Consider the following 17,582-nt stretch of genomic DNA (forward strand, 5'->3'; position numbering starts at 1 on the left):
CCATAAGTAAAAAGAACAGGTAAAAAAAGCCCTTTTTTTCGGTATAGTAAAACCAGAAGAAAGATAAAAGGCTGCCGGCGACAAAGACCGAAAAGATCATGTCAACCTGAAGGTACCTTGCCTGCCAGTAATACAGAGGTGCACTCAAGAGGATGAGTGAGGAAAACATGGCGTTTTTGCTATCAAAGAACTTCCATGTGGTGAGAAGAAAAAATATCACTCCGGCGATGGCAAAGACGGCAGTAGAGAATCGCATGGAAACTTCATCTTTTGTAAAGGATAAGATGTTTTTAGATGCATAGGTGATATAGTAGAATAATGGTGGTTTCTCGCCGTAGGGCGTTCCATTGAGATGGGGTACGGTAAAGTCGTCTTTCAGCTCTGTTACGATTTCTGCGAAGTCGCCCTCATCGGGTGCCCAGAAGTCTCTTACCCCAAGATTACAAAGAAACAAAGAGACACACAATATGCATATAACAGGTAGTAATATTTTCATTTAACAATCTGATTTTGCTACATGGTTTTTAATAATCTGTTCAAGCCTTGTAAAGGCATCTTTTATGCTTCCGGTGTTGAGAATATATTCATCGGCTAATGCTACAGGTGTGGCAGTACCATATGCAATTTCCCGCATATCGCGTTCTTCAAAGGCATCGGGAGAATCATCCGGCCTTCCTCTTGAGGTTATCCGGTTTAATCTCAAAGACTTTGGTGCAAGGAAAGCAACCACAATACACGTTGCCTTTCTGCGGATCAATTCAATTTCAGGCCACGATCGCATCCCTTCAAGAAAAACAAGGGGGTTCTTTGTGTCAACGGCCAACAACAAAGCCTTTCTTGTAACGCCCATGCCGTCAATACCTCTTAATTCTGTGGAAACCCCTGCCGTATTTTCTGCATTTGGTTCAAGACCCCGTTTTTTGACCTCTCCCCTCACTACATCTCCCGTCGCATAGTAGGGGATGTTTTTTGAATCAGCATATATGCGTGCGATATTTTTGCCGGAAGCAGGCATTCCAACGATAACGAAGATTGTCATTGTTCCCCCTTTTACCAGCTATCAGATGCATTAAAAAAAAGAAGGGTAGACTATAAGCCGGGTCTTGTTTCCCGCCTGTGGCGGGATGGCAATCATTTCTCTCGGATTCAGGTTATCCTGAACCTCATGCGGCCTACCCGAGTTAAAGGATGGGCAATCCTCGCTGCCGGTTATGACAGCCCCCTTTTTGGCCTTGCATCGGATGGGGTTTGCCAAGCTGCTTAGTCGCCTAAGCACTGGTGAGCTCTTGCCTCGCCTTTTCACCCTTACCTTGCCGGGGCTGAAGCCCCGGAGTTTATAGTTTCAAAAAACCCATAACTCTCGCCGAAGGCGAGCAGGGCGGTGTCTTTTCTGTGGCACTTTCCTTAGGGTTTTCCCCAGTCCCCGTTAGGGACCATCCTGCCCTTCGATGCCCGGACTTTCCTCCCCGTTGAACGGGGCGATTACCCGTCTACCCTTTTTTATTTACTCCATTTTTTGCAAGTTTATCAGCTAATCTATTTTCTGTTCTCGGTATATATTGTATGTCAAAATTATTGAAATGTTTAATAATGGTTTTTGCCTTTTTAACATATTTGCTTAATTGGTGATTTTTTACTTTATACTTCCCCTGTATCTGATACGCCACGAGTTGAGAGTCTGTATAAATGAACAGGTCATGGACAGATGCTTCTTCTGCTTTTTGTAATGCAACGATGAGGGCTGAATACTCGGCCATATTATTTGTCATATGTCCAAGGTAAATGCTTTCATTGAGTATTTCATTTCCCTTTTCATCAAATGCAATAATACCTGCCCCGGCCTCCCCTGGATTACCGGAAGATGCCCCATCAATGTATATATGCCATGCCATTATTGTTCTTCAAATTCTTCTTGAAAATAGAATATCCTGTTGCAGCTCGGACAGAGTATAAGTTGTCTGTTTTTTGTGGCCTCGATAAAAAGCTGCGGAGGAATGTTCATAAAACAGCCAAGACAGACACCGTTTTTAAGATTTACAACAGCAGTTCCTGCTCTCTTTTCGATAAGGGTTCTGTAAGTAGCTTTCAAATTCTTGCTTACAATACTCAGTAAATTGTCCCTTTCTTCTTTGAGTTTCCTCACATCTTTGTCTATGGTCTCAACCTCTTTTAACAATTTGTTCTTTTTCTGCTCAAACTCTTTTTCACTCTTTTTTAATTGTGCAGATAAATGTTCAAAATCTTTTTTGAGTTCTTCAACCTTTTCCATCAAAATCAATATATCTTCTTCTGTTTTGTCATTTGTCGCTTTTGCCGTTTCAATTTCTTTAAGTAAGGCTTGGTACTCTTTGTTCGTCTTAACCTCATAAAGCTTGGATTCATGCTTTTTTATCTTCTCTTTATCAATATCGAGCTCTTTTTCTTTTTTTCGTCTTTCCTTTTCCAGTTCATCTATAATTTCTTTTTCTTTTAATATTTTGCTTTTCAGTTCCTCGATTTCTTGATCCATTGCTTCAATCATCATTGGAGCTGAAACCAACTTTTTTTCCTTTTCAATTATCTGTGTATCTAACTGTTGTGCTTCATGGATAGTTTTTAATTCGTGCTCCAATTCAGTCCCTCCAAAAATTTAAAGGGGGGTGAACCATTTGGAACACCCCCCTCAATAAATGTTATTTCATTTTTTAATATATTCATATAAAAAATATCTTTTTGGGCCCACCTGGGCTCGAACCAGGGGCCTACCGGTTATGAGCCGGTGGCTCTTCCAACTGAGCTATGGGCCCATTTTTTATAGAATAACCGATACCGTTATTCTTTGTCAAGGGCATGGAAGATTAGTGTATAAAAATTAAATATTTTCCTTTGAATTTTCGTTAATTATCTATAAAATGTTTTCAGCAAATATCCTCGAAAAAAATCTTTAAGGAGGGGCATTGTATGGAAGCTTCAAAAGTAACCAAGGAAGAACTCATTGAGAAGGCAAAAAAACCGGCACAGGATGCAATGAAGATGCATCCCTTCTACAAAGGGAAGATTGAGATTGTGCCAAAATGTGTTATCAGGGACATTAAAGACTTTGCCATATGGTACACGCCCGGGGTTGCAGAGCCGTGTATGGACATTTATAGGGATCCCGAAAAAGTTTTTCAACACACCAATAAAGCCAATATGGTCGGCATTGTTACGGATGGGACAAGGGTGCTTGGCTTAGGCGATATAGGTCCTATGGCAGCGCTTCCTGTCATGGAAGGCAAGGCGCTTCTCTTTAAATATCTTGGCGGAGTGGATGCATTTCCTATTTGCCTTGATACAAAAGACCCCGATGAAATAATCAGAACAGTTAAGATAATATCCCCGACGTTTGGTGGAATAAACCTTGAAGATATCGCGAACCCGAAATGTTTTTACATCCTTGACAGGTTAAGGGCCGAGGCCTCCATCCCCGTCTGGCATGATGACCAGCAGGGAACTGCCGCAGTCACCCTGGCAGGCCTCATTAACGCCTTGAAGGTGGTGAAAAAGAGAATTGAGGATGTGAAGATCACCATGATCGGTATAGGCGCAGCCAATGTATGTATAACGAAGATGATCATAAAGGCAGGAGCGGACCCGAAGAAGTTTCTCGTTGTTGACAGTAAGGGCATACTCAGCAGGAAAAGGGATGATATAAAGCCAACCCATAAAGAAAAACTTGAATTCTGTCAGATAACCAACGCTGAAAACAGGGATGGCGACATGGAAGAAGCGATAAAAGGGCAGGATGTGGTGATTGCCCTTTCAAAACCGGGGCCTGATACGATCAAAAAGGAATGGATAAGTCAAATGGCAGATGATGGTATAGTGTTTGTCTGTGCAAACCCCATACCCGAGATATGGCCATGGGAAGCAAAAGAGGCAGGCGCCAGGGTAGTTGCCACCGGCAGAAGTGATTTCCCGAATCAGGTAAACAACTCTGTAGGATTCCCTGCGATTTTCAGGGGCACCCTCGATGTGATGGCGCGAACCATTACAGATGAGATGTGCATTGCTGCAGCCTACGAACTTGCAAAATGTGCAGAAGATAAAGGATTGCGTGAAGATTATCTTCTCCCTACTATGGATGAATGGGAAATATTCCCGCGGGAGGCTGTTGCCGTCGCAAAGAAGGCAATGGAACAGGGTGTTGCACGTTTGAAATTCACTGAGAAAGAACTTTTTCAGATGGCAGAGACTAAGATAAAAAGGGCCAGGGATGAAGTGGGTCTGCTTATGGATAAGGGCATTATTGAGGCATACGTAGAATAACAATGAAGAGTGAAGAATTGATTTCAATATGGGGTGAATTATGAGAGAAATCCATGTAGATAAAATAGTTTCTGCTATAGAGAAACTATTTATTGATGCAAACTACAACCTCTCCGACAACGTTTTAGATGCATTGAGTAAGGCAGCAGAGAGAGAAGGATCTCCTGTCGGCAAAGAGGTTATCAAAGAGTTGATTGTCAATGCGAATCTTGCCAGGGAAGAGCACATACCTATTTGCCAGGATACCGGGCTTGCAGTAACGTTTATGGAAATTGGTCAGGATGCTCATATTGTTGGCGGGTCACTGGTTGATGCCGTTGCTGAGGGGGTAAGGAGAGGATACAAAGATGGATATTTGAGGAAGTCCTGTTGTGATCCTCTTACAAGGAAAAATACAGGTGATAATACGCCGCCTATTGTTCATACAAAAATTGTTCCGGGGGATAAAATAAAGATTGTAGCTTTACCAAAGGGCGGTGGAAGCGAGAATTATGGGGAAGCAAGAATGCTTGTTCCTTCTCAGGGCAAAGATGGCGTAAAATCATTTGTACTTGATATGGTAAACAAAGGTGGGCCTAATCCGTGTCCGCCAATTATTGTTGGTGTAGGAATAGGGGGCAATTTCGAAACCTCCGCCCTTTTATCAAAAGAAGCCTTAATGGTTCCCCTCGGCAAAAGAAGCAATGATCCTGTTATTGCTGCCATTGAACTGGAACTCCTTGATGAAATAAACAAAACAGGTATTGGCCCGCAAGGTTATGGTGGCACCGTCACCGCACTGGATGTGCATATTAAAATGATGCCATGCCACATAGCTTCGCTCCCTGTAGCTGTGAATATACAGTGTCATGCGCACAGGATTAAGGAAGTAATTATATAGCGTAGAGCGTAGAGATAAACCCTCTGCTATTAGCTATCCGCTAAAAATGAGGTGAAAGAATGGAAATTAAAAAAATTACAACTCCACTGGAAGATAGTGTTATTGAAGGGTTAAAGGCTGGCGAGAAAGTGTTTTTAAGCGGGTATATATATACCGCAAGGGATACTGCTCACAAAAGATTTATCGATGCTTTAGAAAAAGGTGAGAAACTTCCTCTTGATATAAAAGGACAGATTATTTATTATTGTGGGCCATCACCGGCTCCTCCCGGCAAAGTCATAGGAGCATGTGGACCAACAACAAGTTCAAGGATGGATACGTACGCCCCGAGGTTACTTTCCCTGGGTCTGAAAGGTATGATAGGCAAAGGGAAAAGGTCTCAACCGGTAAAAGATGCCATAAAACAGTATAAATCCATATACTTTGGCGCAACCGGCGGAGCAGGCGCTCTTCTTTCAAAAAGCGTGGTATCTTCAGAAATCATAGCTTATGAGGAACTTGGACCTGAGGCAGTAAGAAAACTTGAGGTGAAAGATTTACCGTTATTTGTGATAAATGATATACATGGAAATGATTTGTATGAAGCAGGTATACAACGTTATAAGAAATAGGCCTCCATATTTTATTTTGACATTTTAAGACAAATATTTTAAAAGAAAAAAATCATAAGGGGTCAGGATGGGAGAAATACGCATTGGTGTAGTTGGTGTTGGTAATTGTGCGAGTTCCCTGATACAGGGGCTTAATTACTACTCAAAAAAGAAGGATGAAGTAATTGGCCTCATGCACTATGAGATATGTGGTTACAGACCTGAGGATCTAAAGATTGTAGCCGCCTTTGATATTGATAAGAGAAAAGTCGGAAGCCCCATCGAAGAGGCAATATTCGCAAATCCAAACTGCACAAAGACAATTGAAAAAGACATTCCCAAATCAAATGTATTTGTTTCCATGGGCCACGCCTTAGATGGTATTTCTCCGCATATGAAAGACTATCCTGAAAACAGGACGTTTGTCTTATCTGATAAGAAACCGGAAGATGTGGTTTCGGTGCTCAGGGAAAAAAATGTAGAAATCCTTATCAACTATTTACCGGTTGGCTCTGAGGAAGCGGCTCGCTTTTATGCCCGGTGTTGCCTTGAAAGCGGGGCAAGTCTTGTAAACTGTATCCCTGTTTTTATTGCTTCAGATAAGGACTGGGTTAAGAAATTTGAAGAGAAGAAAATACCTATTGTAGGTGATGATGTTAAATCTCAGATAGGCGCCACGATTGTTCACAGGGCACTTGTAAAATTATTTGATGACAGAGGGGTTAAAATAGACAGGACGTACCAGCTCAATACTGGCGGGAATACTGATTTTTTAAATATGCTCAACAGAGACAGGCTTGTTTCAAAAAAGATTTCCAAGACTGAAGCAGTCCAATCGTCGTTAAGTATACCTATTTCATCAGAGAATATTCATATAGGGCCTTCTGATTATGTCCCCTGGCAGAATGACAATAAGGTATGCTTCATAAGAATCGAAGGCAGGATTTTTGGAGACATACCAATAAACCTGGAACTCAGACTTTCCGTAGAAGATTCGCCAAATAGCGCCGGTTGTATGATAGACGCTATACGATGCTGCAAAGTTGCAAGAGATAGAAAGGTCGGAGGAGTGCTGGAATCCATATCGGCCTATACAATGAAGCACCCCCTTAACCAATTCCCCGATAATGAGGCCAGGGAGATGGTGGAGGCATTCATAAAAGGCGAAAGGGAAAGATAGGCATCGCATGTGATTAGTGCAAAGATAGGCCATGCCCTTGACCCTGTATTCCTTAAAATTTACTCTCTATTCTTTAAAAACAAAGTTATAAACCCCAACGTTTTTACTATAGCGGGAATGGTCTTTGCGATCATCTCATCTTTCTGCATAGCCTTCGGTTTTCTGCTGTTTGGCGCCATCTTCCTCCTTGTTTCAGGGTTTTTCGATCTTATGGACGGAGCTCTGGCAAGAAATACCGGCAACGTCACAATATTCGGAGCTTTTCTTGATTCTGTTCTTGACCGGTATTCAGACCTTTTCATTATGTTTGGTTTGTTTATTTTTTTTGCAATGCAGGGCGATACCCTCTATGCCATTCTGACGTTCTTTGCTTCCATAGGTATTGCAATTATTCCCTATGCCAAGGCAAGGGCTGAGGCATCTTCCATCCAATGCAACACCGGCATACTGGAAAGACCCGAACGGTTAATAATATTGTTTATCGGATTGCTTTTTAATCTTTTACCTTATGTTGTTATAATCCTTGCAGTGTTAACCCACGTAACGGTTATTCAAAGGATTCTCTTTGTAAAGAAAAGTACTGACACGATTAAAGGCGAATTCCAATAGTCAAATAACAAATTCCAAATTGTTTGTGATTTGGAAGATTGGTTATTGGTTATTTGCCCCTTGCCCCTCTTGCCGCGCTGTCATATTAAAAATCTCTTCTTTCAGTAAATCCTTAGCCATTTCTTTTGGAATATTATTTTTTATGACAACGCCTTTTGAAAAGAGCATGGCTTTGTTTGCACCAAAAGCAATTCCAATATCCGCCTCTCTGGCTTCGCCTGGACCATTGACTTCACATCCCATGATGGCAACGTTTAAGTGCCCATCAAAATGGTTAATTTCCTTTTCAAAATTATCAACTATTTCCATTAGATTTGTTTTACATCTTCCGCAGGTCGGGCATGATATAATATTTATTCCTCGTTTTCTGAGCCCCAAGTTTCTCAGTATATGGTAGGCCGCATCAACTTCATAGACAGGATTGCCGGTCAAAGAAACCCGTATGGTGTCGCCGATACCTTCATAGAGAAGTATCCCAATACCGAGAGCGGATTTAATAACACCTGAGAAAATTGGCCCAGCCTCGGTGATTCCGACATGGACGGGATAGTCAGATACTTCTGAAAATTTTTTATTGGCCTCTATCGTCTGAAAGATGTCTGATGCTTTCAATGAAACCTTCAGTTCGGTCCAGCCCGAATCTTCGAACATTTTTGTATAATAAAGTGCGCTTTCAACCATGGCATCTGCGTTTGGTTTCCCATGCTTTTTCAGTATTCTCTTCTCTATGGACCCAACGTTGATACCTATTCGCACAGGGGTTTTTGTTTCTTTTGCACAACGGATGACTTCTTTTACCTTCCTTACGTTATTGATCGTGCCAGGATTTATCCTTATGGCATTAATACCTAATTCCATGGCCTTGAGTGCGATCTTGTGGTTGAAATGGATATCGCCAATCAGCGGCATGTTAATTTCTTTTTTGAAAAACGGGATGATTTTGCATGTATCTTCCTGCGGCAGGGCCATCCTTATCAGCTCACATCCGGCTTTTTTCAACTCTCTTGCCTGGTTCAATGTTTCCTGAATATTATCCGGGTCTGTTTTGAGCATTGATTGAACAACTATAGGGCTGTCTCCCCCGACCGATATTTTACCGATTTGGATTTTTTTTGTCTTTTTTCTTTCCATTTATACAGTCCTGTGTTGATTTTTTTAGACTATTTCATATTCACAATATTTCTGCCGGTGAATCAATTGTATACCTTGCATTTATTGATTGTCAATGTGAGAATGTGTATTGTGAAAAGTTATATGTAATGAATTGGACAAGTACACTCTTGTATTGTAAATTATGGAATATTATCACTGCAAAGGATAAAAATTATAATTTTGAATGAATTATGGAGTATTGAGCGATGAGTGAGCTTGCAAGACTCAGACAGAAGATCAGTGAACTTGAAAAATCTGAGGCAGAGCTGAGGCGTGTAGAAAAGGCCTTGCGGGAAAGCGAGGAGCGGTATAGGTCGCTCATTAAACAATCGTCAGACGGGGTCTACATATTTGATCCTAATTCAGGGAAAATCCTCGAGGCAAATAATCAGTTTTTAAAAATGCTCGGTTATTCTGAAGATGAGATTCTGCACCTCTCGATGTACGAAATTGTTACATTGGACAGGGCAACCATAGACATAAATATCCAGAAGGTATTTCAGAACAGGGAATATTTATCCGGCTTACGCCAGTATGTATCAAAGAATGGTAAACTTATTGATGTGGAGATAAGCTCCACGTTGATCAGTTATGGCGATTCCCACGTTATAATGGTGAATGTTCGAAATGTCACAGAGCGGTTGAAGACGGAAAATGAGCTTAAAAAGCAGGCAGACAGGTTAAGAGAACAGGCTGAATTGCTCGATATTGCGGAGGATGCAATAATTGTGAGTGATATCAGCGGAACAATTATATTCTGGAATCATGGTGCCGTGGAAAGATATGGATGGTCAAAGGATAAAGCCTTTGGTAAAAATATTCATGAACTCCTGAAAACGGAATTTCCTGAACCGTTTGATAATATAAAAAAGGAATTATTTGAAAAGGGACGCTGGGAGGGCGAGCTTACTCATAAAAGCATTGGAGGGAAAAGGATTATCGTTGAAAGCCGTTGGGCTTTAAGAAAAGATGTAAATAATAATCCAGTTGCCATTATGGAGATTAATAATGACATCACAAAATATAAGCAGGCCGAAGAAGCATTACAGAAAGCAAAGGATGGGCTTGAACACAGGGTAGGGGAGCGAACCGCCGAATTGAGAGGGGCCAACGAAAGACTCGTTCTTGAACTAAACAGGCGAAAACTTATTGAAGAAATGCTCCGCAAAGGAGCTGAGCGGTATAAAAACCTGTTTGAAAATTCCCCTATCGGCATCTACCGGACCAATCCGGATGGCCGCATACTTATGGCGAACCCGACCCTTGTGAGGATGCTCGGTTATAATTCATTTAATGAACTGGCATCATCTTCTTCAAAAAAGGCAGATTATGAGCCGACGTATCTGAAAAAGAAGATCAAGAAGAGGCTTGAAAAGGGGGAGCGGGTCAGGGGTTTTGAAGCAAAATGGAAACGTCACGACAATAGCGTTATTTATGTTCGCGAAAACGCAAAGGCGATCCGGGCAGCCGATGGAGCAGTCCTGTATTACGAAGGGACTGTTGAAGATATAAGCGAGCAGAAAAAAGCTGAAGAGAAAATAGATTCCTATCAAAAACAACTGCGGTCTTTAGCCTCTGACCTGTCTCTGGCCGAAGAGCGAGAAAGACGTCGCATAGCAACAATACTTCATGACCATATCGGTCAGATCCTCGCTATTTCAAAGATAAAACTCGGCGCACTGCTCGAACTGGCAAAAACAAGTACTTTTATAGATAATTTAAAAGAGGTTCGTGAACACATAGAGCAGGCAATCCGTTACACAAGGTCACTAACTTTTGAGCTCAGCCCGCCGATCCTCTATGAATTGGGGCTTGAAGCTGCGCTGGAGTGGCTTACGGAGCAGGTCCATGAGCAGCACGCCATCATGTATGAGTTTGAAAACGATAACCATCCAAAACCGGTAAGCGATGAAATCCGTGTTTTTCTCTTTACCGCCGTCCGTGAGCTGCTTGTGAATGTAGCAAAACATGCGGGCGCACAAAAAGTTAAGGTAACAGTGAGAAGAATAGGCGATACTATTTCAATCCATGTTGCCGATGATGGGATTGGTTTCAGTGTCTCCAGGATGAATTCCTATCTGGATAAAAATAAAGGGTTTGGACTTTTCAGTATTCGGGAGAGACTGAGTCATTTAGGGGGACAAATGGATATCCGGTCACAGAGAGGACGCTCAGCCAGGATTTGCCTTGTAGCGCCTCTCGCACCTGAAATAAAAAAAAGGGGAATATAATATGAGTACAAGAATTCTTTTAGCGGATGACCATAAAATCATAAGGGAAGGTCTCCGGGCTTTGTTGGAAAAGGAGCCGGACATGGAGGTTGTAGGTGAAGCTCAAGACGGTTTGACAACCATAAAATTAGCAAAAAAGCTGCTGCCAAATATTATTATTATGGATATAGGGATGCCCGATATGAACGGTATTGATGCAACGCGACAGATATTTTCAGAGACACAGGGGATAAAGGTGATAGCCCTTTCCATGCACTCTGACAGAAGGTTTGTCCTTCAGATGTTAAAGGCAGGCGCTTCCGGATACCTTTTAAAAGACAGCGCCTTTGAGGAGCTGGCATTGGCCATAAAAACTGTCATGGCTGGGCAACCCTATTTGAGCCCCAAAATAACGGATGTGGTTATCAAAGAGTATATTGTCTCTCTTCCAAAGAATGAAGAATCAGTTTTTACAAAAATCACTGTAAGGGAAAGGGAGGTGCTCCAACTCCTTGCAGAGGGAAAGGCAACAAAGCAGATAGCCGCATTTTTGAATGTGAGCGTTAAAACCATAGAAACCCATCGCCAGCAGATCATGGAGAAACTTGACATTCACAGCGTAGCGGAATTGACCAAGTACGCAATCAGGGAGGGTCTTACCTCCCTCGAACCATAAGAAATTCATTAAGACCGCTCAAACCGTTTTAACCCTTTGAGCATTTAAAATGAAGAGGGGGCGACCCCCTTACGGGGACAGGTGTGAGTTCCCGGTCAAGACAATGAGCCTTAGCACGTGCAGCGTGCGAGAGGGGAAGGCTCCGGCAGCTTTGCTGCTGGAGGGGGCGACGTAAGCCCCGATAATAGTGAAAAAATGAACGAAATGATTGTATGGCTCTCTCAGGTTTTTCGAAGATGAAAATCAGGAATTTCCTGATTGTTACCTCGGTGATAATAAATTACCGTATACTTTATACTACAAAGTGTTATATTGTGAAAACATTCTCTTGACAATATACCCTGATAATTATATGAAATACGAAACAAAAAAACCTTCGAGGAGGCAGGCCTATGATGGATAAATGGACGTTCGGCTTAACCATGCTTGTAGTCGGGATGGGCGGAACAATTGTAACCCTCATTCTTTTCAGTTTTATCATGTCGGCTTTGAAAAAGATTTTTCCGTACAAAAAAGAAGACTAAAAGGGAAGGAGGGAAGGTATATGATTGATGCAATGTTAGGCGGTTTATCCGGACTTATAGCAGGTTTTGCAGCGCTTCAATGGTCAAATGCGTTAATGATGATAATCGGTGGAACTCTCCTTTATCTCGGCATTAAAAAAGATTTTGAACCGTTACTTCTCGTTCCGATTGGTTTCGGGTGTATTATTGTGAATGTTCCTCTTGCAGATCTTATGGAAAAAGAAGGCTTTCTCAGGACCCTCTATGATATGGGTGTTATAACGGAATTGTTCCCCTTGCTCATTTTTGTCGGTATCGGGGCCATGACGGATTTCAGGCCTGTACTTGAAAGCCCCTATACTTTTCTATTGGGGGCCGCAGGGCAGCTCGGTATATTCCTGGTACTTCTTATTGCCCTTTGGATGGGTTTTCCCTATAACGAAGCTGTCACCATCGGAATCATAGGCGCCTGCGACGGGCCAACAGTTATCTTTGTAGCATCCAAATATGCAAAGGAACTGCTTGGTCCATGCACGGTTGCGGCATACTCGTATATGTCATTAGTACCGGTGCTTCAACCGCCGATTATGAGGATGCTCACCACAAAGAAAGAACGTGAGACTATCATGAAGACACACAAGAAGACTGTTTCAGATACCACAGCCCTCCTTTTCCCTGTTGTCATCACCGTAGTGGGCGGACTTATTGCACCGATGGGCTTGCCGCTTCTTGCAACGATCATGCTCGGCAATTTTATGAAAGAGTCCGGTGCAGTTGCCAGACTTACCAAGGCATCTGAAAATGAGATAGCCAACATCGTTACCTTGTTTCTCGGATTATCAATCGGCGCTACAATGAACGGACCGTTATTTATGAAACCTACAACTTTAATTATTCTTGCACTGGGTCTTTTGGCCATATGCCTTGACACGGTGGGCGGCGTACTCTTCGGAAAGATACTTTATTACGTGACAGGCGGAAAGGTGAATCCGCTTATCGGTGCGGCAGGTATCTCCGCTTTCCCTATGTCTGCCCGTGTTGTTCAGAAGGAAGGTCAGAAATATAACAAGAAAAATTATCTCCTTATGCATGCAATGGGCGCCAATGCAGGCGGTCAGGTCGGTTCGGTTATGGCGGCAGCGGTTATGCTCTCCGTGTTGAAAGGCATGGGAGTTATTTAAACTGCCCATTATATATGAAAGAAATGGTGTTTTTTATGCAGAATCATTCAGGGGTGGGGGAAATCCTCCCGCCCCTATTTTTTAAAGAAGCTATATAATAAAATATCAGGGGGTACATGGAGATGGATTTTCTGCAAATAGCGGCATGTGTTATTTTTCTCGCCAGCATAATTCTTGTTATTACGGGCTGGATTGACAGTGTTATCGCGGCGCTCCTGGGGATCATTCTGATGATCTTTGCGGGTGTATACAGCGACATTGATGCGTTTAAAGTTGTTGACTGGAATGTTATAGCTATACTTCTCAGCATCTGGATCATATCGGGCTATTTCGGAAAATCCGGTGTGCCGGATTTTTTAGCCGCCATCATCTTAAGAATGTCTAAAGGAAACGTGGCAATATTTGTTACAGTCCTTGGCGCACTTGCAGGGCTTGTCTCCATGCTGATTGATAATGTTGTTGTTGTCCTCATGTTTGCCCCGGTTGTTTTTCATGCATGCCGGCGATTTAATTTTCCCGCCTTTGCGCCAGTCATGTTTGTAGGTTTGTGCGCAAACTTTATGGGTACCGCTATGCTGTTGGGTGACCTACCGCCGCAGATGCTCCACAGTGTCTCAGGCATTGAATTCAGTGGTTTTATATGGTATCTCGGAAGGCCATCGTCATTTTTTATTCTCTGTATTTCATACTTTTTTACATGCGCGTACTTTTACTGGCTGTTTTCGAGAAAATATAAGGATATCAAAATGGATATCGCCTCCATGGCTGGCGAGAAACCTTCCGACCTGATTAAGGACAAACCATTTGCAATAATTACCTGCAGTATCTTTGTTCTTACAATCATTGCCATGGCTTTGCGGCCGATATTCGGCTATACCCTGGGATTCATCGCCATGTGGGGCGCCATCGCAATCATCCTTGTGTTTGAAATATTTAAAGACCGTTTTACCCTCGAAATCCCCAATGTTGAACAGGTCCTCTCCGAGCTCGACTGGAGGGCGGTTTTTTTCTACGTTTCCCTCTTTGCCCTGGTGGGAGGGCTGGAACATGCGGGCGTAATAAAGCTGGTATCCAATGCGATCACGCCGTTAATCCAGCAGAGCCTTATTGTCGGAAGCACTGTGCTTTACTGGGTTACTGCTCCGATTGTCGGTATCGTGGAACATGATGCCTATATTCTTACCATGCTCTATGTCATCAGAGATCTTGCCAAGGATACTGGAATAAATCCATGGCCTCTTTACTGGATGCTCCTCTGGGCAGGCACTCTGGGCAGTAACCTGACCGTTGCAGGCGCCCCGGCATTATTTGTCGCTAAGAACCTCGGTGAAAAGGAAGACCAGAGAAAGGTTAGCCTGAAAGAATTCCTCGGTATTACAGTGCCTTACGTCATCATATCATTGATCTTCTGCTATATTCCGGCTATGCTTATATGGGTTATACCATTCGCAAAATAATAAGGGGGAATATATGGCAATATTGACCATAGCAAGGGAATACGGAAGCGGCGGGAAAGAGATTGGACAAGCCGTGGCAGCAGCCATGGGCTACGAATATGTCGATAGAAAAAAGATTCTTGAGGATATGAAAAAGGTGGGTATCAAGTGGGAGGAACAGGCAAAGATGTTCGACGAGGTTCGGCCAAGCACTTGGGACAAACACAAGTGGTCTTTCAGGGCATTTGTTGCGCTGAACCAGTATCATATCCTGGGCTATGCCATGAAGGATAATGTCGTAATAATGGGCAGGGGTGGAAACTTTCTGCTTAAAGACATTCCTTTTGCACTAAGAATACGAACAGAAGGACCTATCGAGAAAAGAATTGAAAATGTTATGAAATGGCAGGAGGAAACAAACAGTGAGTATGCGCGCTGGCTCATTGAAAAGGCCGATAAGGATATGGCAGGTGCGGTTTATATGATTTATGGAAGCCAATGGAATGACCCAAAGCAATACGACATGGTATTTGATACAGGCGTTAAGACTTATGATGAGATTGTTGCCATTATAAAAAATGAACTGGTAGAAAAGGATCAATTTAAAACAGAAAAGGCTAAGAAGGTTTTAGAGTTGAGAACCCTTGCTGCAAAAGTAAAGGCCGAGATCGCAATCAATTCCGAATTTTTTATTTCATCTCTTGATGTTATAGTTAAAGAAGAAGGATTGTCTCGATATGGATTAACCTTACGAGGCGTTGTTTATGTTTATGAAGATATAAAACGTATTGAAGAATTGGCAAAGACTTTAGCTGGAAACATACCGATTGAATGTAAAATGCTTTTTCGCTGGCAATCTCGATTCAAGTAAAAATTTATTAAGGAAGTAAAGTTCATTGAGGGTTGCGGGTTTATTACCTGCAACCCTCAACCGTTTTGTGTCAATTATTATCAAGAATTCAGCACGACCCCCGGCTCTGTTGACATCGTAATATATATTGCATTATTTGGGTTAAGAAGGAGCGGTTCAGGTATAAACTAATATTAGATTACATTTCTATTCTTGTGACAACGCCGTGAAGTTTGTTGGGGGGTAAATCGTGGAACTGTACAAAGGGGGGTGCAAGCCTTTTGAATATAGAAAATATTTTCCATATGACATGATGTGTAGCAATCTCTTCGAGCCCGTAAAAGATGCCTTTCTCGACAATCCCGGCCTTTTTGAGTATTTCTTCAATATCTACAACCTCCATATAGCCCATCCGAATTTCAAAAATCCTTAACCCGTCGGCAAGCTGCTCTTTAAAGTGGCCGTTAACTCAGATATACATGTTATATCTAAATTTATCTACTTGAAAAGGTGGACACTTGAACAAAAATGCATATACTTAAAATAAGCAAATATCTGTATCAGGGTGAAAGCTATCAGGACAGAAAGAAAAAAAGGTCTGATCATCGCGGGCGGTGTAGTTGCTTTGATTGTAATCGCTGCAATCGTAGCTGTATTATTATTCGATATCAATTCTTACAAGTCGAAGATCGAAACCGTTGCCTCCGTGACTACCGGCTTAGATGTAAGGATCAATGGGAAGATGGGGCTCTCTTTCTTTCCCTTTGGCATATCGGCAAAGGATGTCCATGTTGCCGTCAAGGGCGGCGGAATCCTTTCACTTGAACGCCTCAGACTATGGGCGGAGTTGATGCCTTTGCTGAGGAAACAGCTCAAGGTCACTGGTTGCGAGCTTGTCAAACCGGCTGTCACTATCGTGAAGGACGCCGAGGGAAAATACAATTTCGAGAGTACTGAAAAGAAATCGACGAAAGGGGGGCCGGGAACGTCTTTGAGCCTGAAGGAGTTCAAGCTGTCCAAAGGGTCCCTTGTCTATCTTGACAAGAAGACGGGCGAAAAAACCGAGTTGAAAGAAATCAATCTGGTTATCAAGGATCTTTCGATAGCGGACACCTCAGGGGACATTATAAGGCACATCTCGTTCGCGGGAACCATGGACTGCATGGAGATGCGAAAAAAAGACCTCAAAATTGACAGTATCAGGGGCAGTATAAAAGCGGAGAAGGGGGTATTTTCCCTTAAACCCCTTACCATGGATATCTTCGGCGCGAAGGGCGAAGGAGATGTCACAGCAAACAAGTCGGAAGCCGACACTGAGTATAAAATCAATATAAATGTGTTGAAACTGGACTTCGAAAAACTTCAGGAATCCTTTGGTGTAAAAAGGCTGATCAGCGGGAAGGGTGATTTTGTTGCCTCCTTGACGGTGAAAGAAAAAAGGGGCCGCAGCCTGATGAGCGGCATGGATGGTACTTTGTCTCTCCAGGGTAATAATCTCACCACTTATACTGTGGACCTCGACAAGGTTCTCTCAACGTTTGAAACGAGCCAGAAGTTCAACCTTGTCGACATCGGTGCTTTTTTCGTAGCCGGCCCTCTTGGTTCCGCTGCCCTCAAAGGGTACCGTTACGGGGACGTTTATTACCAAGCCCAGGGAGGGCGGGGCGCCATCACGCAGTTTGTCTCCCACTGGAAGATTAAGAGCGGTGAGGCCGACGCCAGGGACTGCGCATTTGCGACGCGCCATAATCGGGTAGCCCTTAAAGGCAAACTCAATCTTGTCAGCGAGCGATATAATAACGTAACAGTGGCGCTTCTCGACGCCAGGGGATGCGCAAAATTCAAACAAAGTATCAGCGGTCCGTTCGGTGCTCCCCAAGTCGGTGTGGTAAGCACGGTCGAGTCCCTTGCCAGCCCGATCTTGAATCTTTACAAGCAAACAAAACGCTTTGCCCAAGTCGGCAAATGCGAGGTCTTCTATAGCGGTTCCGTGCAGCAACCCCGCTGACTCCAGAAAGGAATAAATAA

The 17,582-nt window shown here is 42.9% G+C and carries 17 protein-coding genes, 1 tRNA gene, 1 other RNA gene and 1 pseudogene; 12 read left to right on the forward strand and 8 right to left on the reverse strand.

Annotated elements, in window-relative coordinates; all coding sequences use genetic code 11:
- The 6 genes from NTX75_12335 to NTX75_12360 all read right to left on the reverse strand — a co-directional run.
- On the reverse strand, positions 1 to 496 hold a 496-nt coding region (locus NTX75_12335; GenBank protein ID MCX5817008.1), incomplete at its 3' end, for a phospholipid carrier-dependent glycosyltransferase.
- Positions 497 to 1,039: a hypothetical protein gene (locus tag NTX75_12340; protein MCX5817009.1), complete on the reverse strand. Its 543-nt coding sequence runs from the start codon at positions 1,037 to 1,039 to the stop codon at positions 497 to 499.
- Positions 1,040 to 1,076: 37 nt separating this feature from the next.
- Positions 1,077 to 1,498: RNase P RNA component class A (gene rnpB, locus NTX75_12345), an RNA gene on the reverse strand.
- Entirely contained in the window at positions 1,491 to 1,892 is a 402-nt protein-coding gene (locus NTX75_12350) for a ribonuclease HI family protein (GenBank protein MCX5817010.1), read from the reverse strand. The genes rnpB and NTX75_12350 overlap by 8 nt, the downstream gene beginning before the upstream one ends.
- Positions 1,892 to 2,611: a C4-type zinc ribbon domain-containing protein gene (locus NTX75_12355; protein ID MCX5817011.1), complete on the reverse strand. Its 720-nt coding sequence runs from the start codon at positions 2,609 to 2,611 to the stop codon at positions 1,892 to 1,894. The genes NTX75_12350 and NTX75_12355 overlap by 1 nt, the downstream gene beginning before the upstream one ends.
- A 102-nt stretch (positions 2,612 to 2,713) precedes the next feature.
- A tRNA-Ile gene (locus NTX75_12360) sits at positions 2,714 to 2,786 on the reverse strand.
- A 154-nt stretch (positions 2,787 to 2,940) separates the two neighbouring features.
- Between NTX75_12360 and NTX75_12365 the strand changes: the two genes are divergently transcribed.
- From NTX75_12365 to NTX75_12385, 5 genes are all read left to right on the forward strand, one after another.
- Positions 2,941 to 4,287, forward strand: coding sequence for an NADP-dependent malic enzyme (locus NTX75_12365; protein ID MCX5817012.1), 1,347 nt, complete (start codon positions 2,941 to 2,943; stop codon positions 4,285 to 4,287).
- A gap of 40 nt (positions 4,288 to 4,327) precedes the next feature.
- A complete protein-coding gene (locus NTX75_12370) occupies positions 4,328 to 5,167 on the forward strand; it encodes a fumarate hydratase (protein MCX5817013.1) in 840 nt (279 codons plus the stop codon).
- Positions 5,168 to 5,226: 59 nt separating this feature from the next.
- Entirely contained in the window at positions 5,227 to 5,778 is a 552-nt protein-coding gene (locus tag NTX75_12375; GenBank protein ID MCX5817014.1) for a Fe-S-containing hydro-lyase, read from the forward strand.
- A 67-nt stretch (positions 5,779 to 5,845) separates the two neighbouring features.
- Positions 5,846 to 6,937, forward strand: coding sequence for an inositol-3-phosphate synthase (locus NTX75_12380; protein MCX5817015.1), 1,092 nt, complete (start codon positions 5,846 to 5,848; stop codon positions 6,935 to 6,937).
- A 9-nt stretch (positions 6,938 to 6,946) separates the two neighbouring features.
- Entirely contained in the window at positions 6,947 to 7,546 is a 600-nt protein-coding gene (locus NTX75_12385; protein ID MCX5817016.1) for a CDP-alcohol phosphatidyltransferase family protein, read from the forward strand.
- Positions 7,547 to 7,588: 42 nt separating this feature from the next.
- Here NTX75_12385 and ispG read toward each other — a convergent pair whose 3' ends face one another.
- Positions 7,589 to 8,677: a flavodoxin-dependent (E)-4-hydroxy-3-methylbut-2-enyl-diphosphate synthase gene (ispG, locus tag NTX75_12390; GenBank protein MCX5817017.1), complete on the reverse strand. Its 1,089-nt coding sequence runs from the start codon at positions 8,675 to 8,677 to the stop codon at positions 7,589 to 7,591.
- A 227-nt stretch (positions 8,678 to 8,904) separates the two neighbouring features.
- Here ispG and NTX75_12395 point away from each other — a divergent pair, with 227 nt between their 5' ends.
- From NTX75_12395 to NTX75_12420, 6 genes are all read left to right on the forward strand, one after another.
- On the forward strand, positions 8,905 to 10,929 hold the full coding sequence (locus tag NTX75_12395) for a PAS domain S-box protein (GenBank protein ID MCX5817018.1): 2,025 nt from the start codon (positions 8,905 to 8,907) through the stop codon (positions 10,927 to 10,929).
- 1 nt (position 10,930) lies between these two features.
- Positions 10,931 to 11,584 (forward strand): response regulator transcription factor, encoded by a 654-nt coding sequence (locus NTX75_12400; GenBank protein ID MCX5817019.1) that lies wholly within the window; start codon positions 10,931 to 10,933, stop codon positions 11,582 to 11,584.
- Between the two features lie 392 nt (positions 11,585 to 11,976).
- Complete coding sequence (locus tag NTX75_12405; protein ID MCX5817020.1) at positions 11,977 to 12,108, forward strand: OadG family protein; 132 nt, start codon at positions 11,977 to 11,979, stop codon at positions 12,106 to 12,108.
- A 20-nt stretch (positions 12,109 to 12,128) separates the two neighbouring features.
- Positions 12,129 to 13,268: a sodium ion-translocating decarboxylase subunit beta gene (locus NTX75_12410; protein MCX5817021.1), complete on the forward strand. Its 1,140-nt coding sequence runs from the start codon at positions 12,129 to 12,131 to the stop codon at positions 13,266 to 13,268.
- A 122-nt stretch (positions 13,269 to 13,390) separates the two neighbouring features.
- Positions 13,391 to 14,725: an SLC13 family permease gene (locus NTX75_12415; GenBank protein MCX5817022.1), complete on the forward strand. Its 1,335-nt coding sequence runs from the start codon at positions 13,391 to 13,393 to the stop codon at positions 14,723 to 14,725.
- 13 nt (positions 14,726 to 14,738) lie between these two features.
- Positions 14,739 to 15,575, forward strand: a complete 837-nt coding sequence (locus NTX75_12420; protein MCX5817023.1) for a cytidylate kinase family protein — start codon at positions 14,739 to 14,741, stop codon at positions 15,573 to 15,575.
- 178 nt (positions 15,576 to 15,753) lie between these two features.
- Here NTX75_12420 and NTX75_12425 read toward each other — a convergent pair.
- Positions 15,754 to 15,963: pseudogene (locus NTX75_12425) on the reverse strand (potassium transporter Kup).
- Positions 15,964 to 16,119: 156 nt separating this feature from the next.
- On the opposite strand from NTX75_12425, the gene NTX75_12430 reads away from it, so the two are divergent.
- Positions 16,120 to 17,562, forward strand: coding sequence for an AsmA family protein (locus tag NTX75_12430; GenBank protein ID MCX5817024.1), 1,443 nt, complete (start codon positions 16,120 to 16,122; stop codon positions 17,560 to 17,562).
- The last annotated feature ends 20 nt before the right edge of the window (positions 17,563 to 17,582 follow it).

The sequence above is a fragment of the Pseudomonadota bacterium genome (assembly GCA_026388315.1).
Classification (GTDB): domain Bacteria; phylum Desulfobacterota; class Syntrophorhabdia; order Syntrophorhabdales; family Syntrophorhabdaceae; genus MWEV01.

Bases quoted from the DNA above. Each gene is read 5' to 3' on its own strand.
- NTX75_12340 (MCX5817009.1), bottom strand. From the start codon at position 1,039: ATGACAATCTTCGTTATCGTTGGAATGCCTGCTTCCGGCAAAAATATC.
- NTX75_12350 (MCX5817010.1), bottom strand. From the start codon at position 1,892: ATGGCATGGCATATATACATTGATGGGGCATCTTCCGGTAATCCAGGG.
- NTX75_12365 (MCX5817012.1), top strand. From the start codon at position 2,941: ATGGAAGCTTCAAAAGTAACCAAGGAAGAACTCATTGAGAAGGCAAAA.
- NTX75_12370 (MCX5817013.1), top strand. From the start codon at position 4,328: ATGAGAGAAATCCATGTAGATAAAATAGTTTCTGCTATAGAGAAACTA.
- NTX75_12375 (MCX5817014.1), top strand. From the start codon at position 5,227: ATGGAAATTAAAAAAATTACAACTCCACTGGAAGATAGTGTTATTGAA.
- NTX75_12380 (MCX5817015.1), top strand. From the start codon at position 5,846: ATGGGAGAAATACGCATTGGTGTAGTTGGTGTTGGTAATTGTGCGAGT.
- ispG (MCX5817017.1), bottom strand. From the start codon at position 8,677: ATGGAAAGAAAAAAGACAAAAAAAATCCAAATCGGTAAAATATCGGTC.
- NTX75_12395 (MCX5817018.1), top strand. From the start codon at position 8,905: ATGAGTGAGCTTGCAAGACTCAGACAGAAGATCAGTGAACTTGAAAAA.
- NTX75_12400 (MCX5817019.1), top strand. From the start codon at position 10,931: ATGAGTACAAGAATTCTTTTAGCGGATGACCATAAAATCATAAGGGAA.
- NTX75_12405 (MCX5817020.1), top strand. From the start codon at position 11,977: ATGATGGATAAATGGACGTTCGGCTTAACCATGCTTGTAGTCGGGATG.
- NTX75_12410 (MCX5817021.1), top strand. From the start codon at position 12,129: ATGATTGATGCAATGTTAGGCGGTTTATCCGGACTTATAGCAGGTTTT.
- NTX75_12415 (MCX5817022.1), top strand. From the start codon at position 13,391: ATGGATTTTCTGCAAATAGCGGCATGTGTTATTTTTCTCGCCAGCATA.
- NTX75_12420 (MCX5817023.1), top strand. From the start codon at position 14,739: ATGGCAATATTGACCATAGCAAGGGAATACGGAAGCGGCGGGAAAGAG.